Origin of the sequence: Paenibacillus sp. RC84 (assembly GCF_041260495.1) — a bacterium.
Classification (GTDB): domain Bacteria; phylum Bacillota; class Bacilli; order Paenibacillales; family NBRC-103111; genus Paenibacillus_F.
On the sequence record NZ_JBGBYL010000022.1, the window covers coordinates 1 to 9,455 of the forward strand.

General features: G+C 51.2%; 10 protein-coding genes. All 10 read left to right on the plus strand.

Going from position 1 to position 9,455, the window contains the following annotated elements; translation table 11 throughout:
* Window positions 1–127 precede the first annotated feature (127 nt).
* Window positions 128–421: a hypothetical protein gene (locus ABH899_RS28405; protein WP_370002226.1), complete on the plus strand. Its 294-nt coding sequence runs from the start codon at window positions 128–130 to the stop codon at window positions 419–421.
* A gap of 212 nt (window positions 422–633) precedes the next feature.
* The gene (locus ABH899_RS28410) at window positions 634–2,832 is read left to right on the plus strand and encodes a phage tail tape measure protein (protein WP_370002228.1); all 2,199 of its coding nucleotides are present in this window, start codon (window positions 634–636) and stop codon (window positions 2,830–2,832) included.
* Entirely contained in the window at window positions 2,832–3,368 is a 537-nt protein-coding gene (locus tag ABH899_RS28415; RefSeq protein ID WP_370002229.1) for a phage baseplate protein, read from the plus strand. The genes ABH899_RS28410 and ABH899_RS28415 overlap by 1 nt, the downstream gene beginning before the upstream one ends.
* An 8-nt stretch (window positions 3,369–3,376) precedes the next feature.
* Window positions 3,377–3,697, plus strand: coding sequence for a phage baseplate plug family protein (locus tag ABH899_RS28420; RefSeq protein WP_370002231.1), 321 nt, complete (start codon window positions 3,377–3,379; stop codon window positions 3,695–3,697).
* Complete coding sequence (locus tag ABH899_RS28425; protein ID WP_370002232.1) at window positions 3,690–4,478, plus strand: phage protein; 789 nt, start codon at window positions 3,690–3,692, stop codon at window positions 4,476–4,478. The genes ABH899_RS28420 and ABH899_RS28425 overlap by 8 nt, the downstream gene beginning before the upstream one ends.
* The gene (locus ABH899_RS28430) at window positions 4,475–4,861 is read left to right on the plus strand and encodes a Gp138 family membrane-puncturing spike protein (protein WP_370002235.1); all 387 of its coding nucleotides are present in this window, start codon (window positions 4,475–4,477) and stop codon (window positions 4,859–4,861) included. The genes ABH899_RS28425 and ABH899_RS28430 overlap by 4 nt, the downstream gene beginning before the upstream one ends.
* Window positions 4,849–5,208 carry a DUF2634 domain-containing protein gene (locus tag ABH899_RS28435; RefSeq protein ID WP_370002238.1) on the plus strand — a complete coding sequence of 120 codons (360 nt, stop codon included), beginning with the start codon at window positions 4,849–4,851 and terminating at the stop codon, window positions 5,206–5,208. Before ABH899_RS28430 ends, ABH899_RS28435 begins: the two co-directional genes overlap by 13 nt.
* Window positions 5,198–6,376, plus strand: coding sequence for a baseplate J/gp47 family protein (locus tag ABH899_RS28440; RefSeq protein WP_370002240.1), 1,179 nt, complete (start codon window positions 5,198–5,200; stop codon window positions 6,374–6,376). Before ABH899_RS28435 ends, ABH899_RS28440 begins: the two co-directional genes overlap by 11 nt.
* Window positions 6,369–7,049 carry a hypothetical protein gene (locus ABH899_RS28445; protein ID WP_370002242.1) on the plus strand — a complete coding sequence of 227 codons (681 nt, stop codon included), beginning with the start codon at window positions 6,369–6,371 and terminating at the stop codon, window positions 7,047–7,049. Before ABH899_RS28440 ends, ABH899_RS28445 begins: the two co-directional genes overlap by 8 nt.
* A 20-nt stretch (window positions 7,050–7,069) precedes the next feature.
* The coding region (locus tag ABH899_RS28450) for a hypothetical protein (RefSeq protein ID WP_370002245.1) at window positions 7,070–9,455 on the plus strand (2,386 nt) is incomplete at its 3' end.

The window sequence follows — 9,455 nt, forward strand, 5'->3', positions numbered from 1 at the left end:
CAACCGAAGCTATTGTCAAAAAACCGGCTAACCGCGCATATGGCAACGAGGCCGAAGACCGCGAATTCGAAATCCAACTGCTTGACATGAAAATGTAAATCAAAAACACATTTAAGGAGCGATATCAATGAGCAACTTTAAACAGAAAAAATTTACAACGGAACAGGGAAAAGGCTTCCTATTCCAGCATCCTGGGGTACGTACCGTCTCGAAGATCAATGACGCAGCCAAAAATAAACATGGTGTGGTTTCAGAGGAAAAGCTGGCCGAGGAAATTTTAAAACACGTCGTTGTCGATCCAAAGATGAAGATCGACGATTTCGACGACTATAAGGAATACAGCGAGGTCATTAATGCCGCCTATGCCTTCATTGCCGGCCAGGACGGTGAAGACGGTGGCAATCAGCAAGCAGGAAGCTAAGAACAGAGCAATAAGAAACTGGTCATCCTGGCGGCTTTTGATTGCTAATATGGTGACATACAGAGATTTAGACCTTATGGATGATGACGATATAGCGGAAGCAAACGCGGCATTGGATATCCATATTGAAAATGAAAGAAAAGGAATGAATCGGAACCGGAAGTGAGCGCCTTTTTGGGCGCTCTTTTTTGTGCCGAAAGGGGGTGCAACACATGGGGGTAATCGGCAATTTAATGTTCGCCGTTGGTTTTAAGGTGGCCGACAGTGCTTTATCAAAAGCTGATAAACAGGTCGGAGAAATGCAAAGTAAATGGATGGGGATCGGGGTCGCAGCGGCTGCCGTAGGTGCGGCCATTGTTGGCGTAGGAGCTGCCAGTATGTCAGCGGCAAGCAACATGCAGGGGGCGATGTCATCTATCCAGGGTGCAACCGGCCAAACAGCACAGCAGATGGAGGCGACAAAGGCAATTGCCACCGACCTATATAATCAGAATTTCGGACAAAACTGGGATGACTTGGGCAATGCCATCAAGACAACGGCACAAATCACGCAGCAGCAAGGCGACGAGCTTAAGACGACGACGAAGAATGCTCTCCTGCTTAGGGATACATTCGGTTTCGAAGTGACCGAATCCGTTAAAACGTCGGACACCATGATGAAACAGTTCGGCATTACGTCAACAGAGGCGATGAACCTACTTGCAGACGGCGCGCAGAAAGGGCTGGACAAATCCGGTGAATTGATGGATACCGCGAATGAGTATTCCAACCAATTTAAATCACTGGGTTTTACGGCAAATGAAATGTTTGATACTTTAGCGGCGGGTTCCGAAAACGGCGCTTTCAATTTGGACAAAGTCGGGGACGCCGTTAAGGAATTTAACATCCGGGCAAAGGATGGCAGCAAGACAACGACCGAAGCTTTTCAAATGCTGGGCCTGGACGCTGATAAGATGGCCAAGACTTTCGCGGCCGGTGGCCCGCAAGCAAAGCAAGCTTTCCAGCAGGTTTTGCAGATGATCGGGTCTATCGAAGATCCAGTGCAGCGCAACACGGTCGGTGTCGCCCTCATGGGTTCGCAGTTTGAGGACCTAGAGGCTAGAACAATTACGGCGATGGGGACAGCGACACAGCAGTTCGATATGACCAAAAACAAGATGGATGAGTTGAATCAAATCAAGTTCGACAAACCAGGAGAGGCGCTGGCGATGTTTGGACGCCAAATGGAAACCGGGTTGCTTGTACCTCTCGGGGAAAAGCTCATGCCTTATTTCAACCAGTTCGGTCAATGGCTCGTTGATAATCAACCGACTATCCAAGCCGTTGGAGCTGCAATTGGGGACGGACTCGGCAAGGCAATAGATGGATTGGTTACTTCGCTCGGCTTCATAATCAACAACATTGACATCATTGGCCCGGCTATTATCGGAGTAGCGGGAGTCATTTTGTATACGATGGTTCCTTCCATGGTGGCCGCGGCTACGGCCGGTTGGGCCATGATTGCCCCATGGCTTCCCATTATCGCGGTTGCCTTATTGGTAGGTTTAGCGATTGCGGGTATTATCCTTATTTTCAAAAATTGGGGCGCTATTGCAACGTGGCTGGGCGAGGTATGGACTGGTTTTAAAACCTGGGTCATGTCAATTTTTAATAGTGTCGTGGAATTCTTCGTGGCTTGGGGTGTAACGATTATGGCCGTTTTACTTGGAGCCGTTGCTTGGGTAATTGCGGCCATCGCAACCAAATGGGAAGAAATAAAAACGACTACGGTCAACATCTTTACGGGGATATGGAATTGGCTTACGAACACATGGAATAACATCGTAAATAGCGTTTCAAGCGCCGCGACGTCCATTTGGAACAAGATCAAGGGTGTTTGGGATCAGATTACGGGATTCCTTGGTGGGATTAACCTCTTCGATATCGGCAAAAACATCATTGAGGGTATGGTGAACGGGATCGGCTCCATGGCGAACGCCGTTGTCGATAAAGTTAAGGAAATCGGTAACAGCATTACCGACAAAGTCAAAAGCATCCTGGGAATTCACTCGCCTTCCCGCGTCATGATGGAACTCGGGTTTTACACCGGCGAAGGCTTGGCGCTTGGACTGGACAACACGCAAAGCAGGGTCGGACAGGCATCTTCGGACCTTTCAGACGAAATCGTGTCTGGTCAAGGAACGGGGAATCTGCAGCAGGCAACAGCGGCGACGCTTCCGCCAGCGAGGGCAGCGCAGGGTGGTGACGGGACACTTAGAATTGAGGTTGTATTCAAGTCGGAAGGCGTTTCGGGGACCGCATTAGATGGTGGTCTACCGCCAGAGTCTGTTCGGCAAATTGAAGAGGCCGTCGCCGGAATTATCGAGAAAACCGGGAGACGTTCCGGCCTTTCTACAGGGGGGACGTTCTGATGGCAACCATCGACGGCCGTTATGTCATGGTCGAGTCGGAGGACCCGAGCTACGAAGTTGAGACCCCCGAGCAGCCGGTTGAAAAGGGTATAAACCTAATTGACCACGTAGAGGCCAAGGCAGTTACGATGTCAATCAGCGGCTTTATCGTTGGAGAGGAAGCTGCCCAAACCAGACAGTACCTTATTGACGCACAAAAACTTGGAAGCATTGTCACCTATGACGGTCGCAATTCATTTATAGGCTTGATAACCGGCTTTAAATCCGGCCATACCAACCAAGTTGCCAACGGCTGCACGTTTTCATTGACGTTTAAAGAGGTCCGAATTGCAGAATCCTCTTTTGTGGAAACCCTGCCGTTGCCGATCCGGGCGCAGGCGGCCCCAGTCATAAGCTCGGGCCGTAAGCAGAAAAAAGAGAAAAGCGAAGCCAAGAAGAAGACAACCAAAAGCAAGGCGAAGGCGAAGGGGAAAGAGAAAAAGAAAGATAAGCCGGTCGAGAAGGTAACATTCAAGCCGGGCAGTCCGTGGGCGTGAGGTGAAGCATGCAGTATATCCCAATCGAAAAGAATTTGATTCCATACCGTTTCGATATGTCCCTGGCCGGCCGGGTCTATACTTTTGAAGTGCATTACAATGAAGAATTCGACTTCTTCACCGTCGATTTGGAGCTGGACGGGGAAGTATTGGTAACCGGCGAAAAGATCGTTTACGAAATGCCGTTGTTTGATGGGATCGAGGATAGCCGGTTTCCACAACTTACTCTTGTTCCATTCGACGAGTCTGGGTTGAGCGACGAAGTTAACTGGAACACGCTGAACGAAACGGTATTTATTTATCTGCCGGACGGTGATGACGATGAATAATTTTGGTCGAGTTATTGAGGTGATGGCAGGCGGTCGTCTGTTCAGTAATGCGGAATATGCCATCGAGGGAAGCGTGCCGTTTGATAATGATCCGTTGCCGAATGAAAGTGAAATCCGGCTTTGGAATCTTTCGCAGGATACAATCAATCGCTTTGCCATTAACAGTACGGTTATGGTCAATGCAGGTTATCGGGGAGACGTGGGGTTAATCCTTCACGGTTTTTTATCCAAAGTGCAAACAAAACGGGAAGGCGTGGAGCAAGTGACCACGCTTTTTGTTTTGGATTCGCAGGACCTTTCAAGCCGGAAAATAGACGTCGCCTACACCGAGGGAACCACAGCGAGTTACATTTTGCGCGAGATGGCCGGGCAGCTCGGGCTTCCTATAGGACAGTTCGAATTGAACCAGGACTATCGGTATGAAGACGGGTACACGGCCAAAGGAGAGGTATCGGAGATCATCACAAAGGTTGCGAAGGATTGCGGCACCTCCGCCTATATCAACAAAGGCAAGCTCTATATCCGTAACCTGCGGTCCGGCGCGGACAATGTGTTTCAGCTCAATCCCAATACCGGTATGATCGGTTCCCCGGAACCTTACCAAAACGAGCAATTCAAAGGATTTAACCTAAAGTCACAGCTTCAATACCGGATTACAACGGCTTCGGTGATTGACCTGGAATCTAGGACCTTTCAAGGCCGTGTCCACGTTTTAAAGGGCAGCCACAAATTTAGTAACACCGGCGACTTTGTAACAGAAGCAGAGGTGATTGAACCATGAGTATTGACGCTTCCGGCTCACTCGGCCAATTACTCCGCAGCCTTGCGGACAAGATTATGACGGACCTGTCCGTTTCTTTCCCCTGCCGGGTAGAGTCTTTCGATTCGGGAACAGGCATGGCGACGGTGCAGCCTTTGACGCGTCTGGGCGATGCGCCCCCGGCACTCATAACCAACGTCCCGGCACTTGGTCAGCGCCTTACTATAAACGGCGCCGAACAAATCTGCAGGCCAGCATTAAAAAGAGGCGACACAGTCCTTGTGGTCTGTGCAGACCGGCAGATTAAAAATTCACTGGCCGGACAAATTGCCAAGCCGGACAGCCCACGGATGCACGACCATAATGACGCGGTAATTGTGGGGGTGTTCCCATGCTCTCTCTAAAGCTGCAGGACGGAGACTTAGTTTTTGAAAACGGTGAACTGGTCATGATCGAGGGGCCAGAAGAACTCCGGCAATGTGTCGAAATCAATCTGTCCACGAATAAGGGCGAATGGTTTTTGAACCCAAACGCCGGGATTAGATTCTCACGGTTCCTCGGTAAAAATCCAAGCGAAGAAGCCATGCGTGACGAGATCAGGAAAGGCTTGCTACAAGACACACGGATTAAAACGGTTGACGATATCAGCTTTGAATACGACCGGCCAAACCGAATGATGAACATAACATTCCGGGCCACGGCGACGGACGGCGAAGAAATCAGGGGGGAGGTGCCCGTGAATGTTGGATGAGAAAGGCTTTAAGCGCAAGCGATTTGCCGACCTTGTGGTGGAAATGGAAGATAAGTCACGCGAGGCTTTTGGTCAGAAAATAAATACGTCCGAGTGGTCCCCACTTGGAATTATCATTCGGCTGTTCGCATTCTTTTTGGCTAAATTGTGGGCCGTTGCGGAAGACGTCTATAACGGCGATTCGATCAACCACGCAAAGGGTGTTCAGCTCGACCGGCAAGGGCCGAGGGCGGGAATTTCCCGGTTTAAAGCTGCCTGGGCGAAAGGGTTCGTCCATATTACCGGGATTCCAGGGACCGATATTGCAATTGGCTTTGTGGTTGCTACTAAAACCGGTGTGACGTTTGAAACAACAGAGGCGGCAATTATCGCCCAAAACGGGGAAGTGGTAGTGCCGATCGTAGCACGGGATCCGGGGAGCAGCGGGAACCAAGCGGCCGGTACAATAACCGTGATAGTTAACCCCAATCCCAACATAAGCAGCGTTACCAATGCGGAGCCGACAGGGGGCGGTCGGGAGAAAGAAACGGACACCGAATTTCGCGCGCGTTTTCCGCAATCTGTCGCGGGCGGTGGATCCGGAACAACGGATTCCATCCGGGCGGAGCTGCTACGGGTTGAGGGTGTTCGCGCAGCGGCGGTTATCGAAAACTACTATAAGGATCCGGATGCAGAAGGCCGGCCGGGAAAAAGCGTTTCGGCTTACGTGCTGGGCGGGGATCGGCAGGCGATAGCAGCAGCGATATTCCGCAAAAGGTCTGGCGGTATTGAACCGGCTGGCAGCGAGGAAGAAATCGTTTTTGACATAAGTGGAAATCCCCAAAAAGTGCGGTTTACGTATGCCCCGGAGGTCAAGGTCTATGCAAAAATTGCACTCCGAACGGACGAGAGTTTCCCGGCGGATGGTGACGCTTTGGTTCGGTCTGCACTCATACGTTATATCGGCGGCCGCGAGGCAGACGGCAGCCTGTGGAACGGTCTGAACATGGGGCAGGATGTTGTCCATTGGGAAGCTTTATCCACCTTGCGAGGTATTGACGGCATTAAGGATGCCAGGGTCGAATTGTCCACGGACGGAATCACTTATGCACCGGCTAACATTGACGTGGGGCCGCAACAGGTGGCACAGGCCGACGCCGACCGGATAGAGGTGGGCCACATTGTCTAAATGGGTGGGCGCGATCTTAAAAAACCTGTTATCGAAATGGGCCACAGTAATCCTTAAAAAACTGCCAAGCGTGTACAAGAAAAAATCGGATAGTAATATTGGCAAGATCATCGGCATTTTGTCCGATCAGATGCAGGACTTGGAGGATACCTTTGCCCGAATCGGAGAATGGCGGGACATTGACAACGCCGAAGGCACAACGCTTGATATGATCGGGGAAACGGTGGTGCAGCCCCGAGGGAAGGCTAACGATGGAATTTACCGGATCATGATTAAAGCCAAAATCGCCCGTAACCTCTCCAATGCGGATATCAACAGCATCATTTCGGTGATTGCCCTTGCCCTTAACTCCGATCCGAAGGAAGTCACGATCAAAGAAATGTGGGACGATCCTATTACGCCGGAGCCTGCAGCTATATCCATGATGAAAATTCCTATCGACCGGCTGAATGAAATCGGGATGGATCCTAGGCAATTTGCACGGATCGTGCAGAAAACGGTTGCCAGCGGAGTCCGTGTGTCTGTCATTGAGTTGATGGGGACGTTTGAGTTTGCAGATGCCGACGAGGTGCAAGTCGATGAAGATCGAGGGTTTTCGGATATCGAAGGGAAGAAGGGCGGTTATTTGGGATCGGCCTTTGTTCCGTCTGAATCCGATGACCTGCCAATTTAGTTTAGAAAGGATGTTGAGCAATGGCATTTAACGAGTCACCGCCCAAATGGGAGGCGCCCGGCCAAGAGCCGCCGGACAACAGAAAAGTGACAGGCTGGCAGCCGAAGGACAGACCGGCCGCCGAGTTTTTTAACTGGTTTTTCAATCGGGTGTACAAGTCGATCAAGGAATTACAAGCAAAGGCGGCGGAATCTAGTGTTCTGGAAGCTATTAGGCAAAGCCTGACCAAGAGCATAGATGATTTGAAGGCTTTATTCGCCGGGCATGATACTGCAATTATCGACCAACAAAAGCGGATGACGGAGGTGGAAAAGCAAGTCAGCAGTTCACCGGCCGTCGCCAACCTGGACCTGTCCAAGCCTGTCCAGGTCATCAACTCGGCCAAACGTTCCCGGCTTAAAATAGACCGGATCAAGGGGCGTACGCTGACAAACTTGCTCGGGATGCTTGGCGGCGACAGTCTGCCTAGTGCGCTCACCAGTTACAACGCGACGGTAAGCACCGACACGGCCAGTTACACGTCCGGCACGCGGTCTACGCTCGTAACGGCTACAGGTACGACAGCCGTCGAGCATTTTGCTTCGATGGAGCGACTTCCCATTTTACCAAGCCGACAATACGTTTTTATTGGGGATATCCAGACGACAAAAGGCACAGCTACCTACCGTTTTATTACTAGGGACGCGGCCGGAAATGTAGTGGAAGATATAAGCACCGGATTTGCGGCTGCGGGAGGTTGGCAAACTACGGGTCAGCTTATAACCACAAAAGCCACGGCCGTTACGCTTGAAATGCGTTTGCAGATTTGTAAAAGCGATGGAACAACCAACTATGTACCATCCGGGGAGGCAGCCCGATTTGATAGCGCCCGGCTGTATCAGGTCAGCCCGGCCGACTATGACAGCCTAAAAACATTCGACTACGCTGAATGGAATCGCCGTTACCCGTTTGTATTAAGCAGCACTTCGACAAACGGCATCCACATCACACGGTACGGGGAAAACCTGGCTCCTAGCTTTAGAGAATGGACGTTTATCAACGTCGGTACGATTACCGACAGCTACACGCATGTCGTTACGGCCAACGGCACCACGGATCAAAACAGTCAGACCACTATAAAAGCCGTACCCGGCACGACATACACTTTTTCGGTCGCTAAAACCTATGGCGGTAAAATCGGCTTTGATTTTAGAGACGCCCAAAACGTCGGGATTTCCGGGACCGGGCTAGTAGATGCGGCGTCTGTTACGCTCAAAGCTCCGCCCAACACTGTATCCGTAAATATCGTGACGAGCGTTCCGGCCTCCGTACAGTCAGGCGTGCAGGTCGAGTTTAAAAATCCGACCTTTAACATCGGCGCGACGGCGCTACCGTTTAAACCACGCGTATATGATTACCTGTATTTTCCCGACGTCACCCTGGCGTCGAGCACCGCGGGGGACGTCGCGGACGAGCTGTACGAGCAAAACGGTAAATACTATAAGCTCCATGCTTATCGTCAGCTTACTGTTGACGGCAGCCTAAGCTATACCTATAACCTCGCGGTCCCGGGGTTAAAGCGAGTTTGGACCGAGTCTGTACCAGGGTACTACTCGCATTGGTATGCAGACTTCCAGCGTTTTGACGGTAAAATTTTGCTGCCTGGTATACACACGGAAGGCGCGGACCGCTTTAATTTTGAGGATGGCGTAAAATTATTTGTTACCATCGCCAACAAGGACAGCGGGTGGGGTGACGATTACACGCCTACAGACAACGATATGAAGGCATACTTCAACGGGTGGCGCATGTATTACTGGAACCCGACGACTCGTCAGCCAGAAATTTTTAATAATCAGGGCGCGAAGAGTTGGGAGCCAATTATGAACATGGAGGCGGGCGCTGAAACGTCCGCGTTGCCGACAACGCGTTGGAAGGGACACACGCCGTACACCCTCTCCTACCGACTTACGCAGCCATACACGACCGAGATTAGCCCCCACGGAAGTATTACGCTCAACGAAGGCCCTAACCAGATCGAGACAGGCGTGGGCTTGATCGTACGGGAGCGCATGACCACGACCTCCAGCGGTCCGTATATCACGAGTAACGACCTGGGTAACAGCCTGACGGTTTTTAAATATCGCGTCCGCAAAGTACAAGCAATCTATCGAAATAGGCGTCGAGACGGTCAATGGTTTTTTAACAATCTGTCGTCCAGTGGACTCGAAAAACCCGTTATTGATCGGCAATATTACGATCCTGACGCTGTCTACGAGGTCACCTATCACGCACTTGACCCGATTTCCACGCCATTAGCCAGCATCGCAGGCAGTACCGACACCAACCTTAAAACGGTCGTGGACACGTTGGCAGCGGCGAGCGCAGACGTTGAAACGCGGGTTAGCGTCCTGGAGCATTCATCGC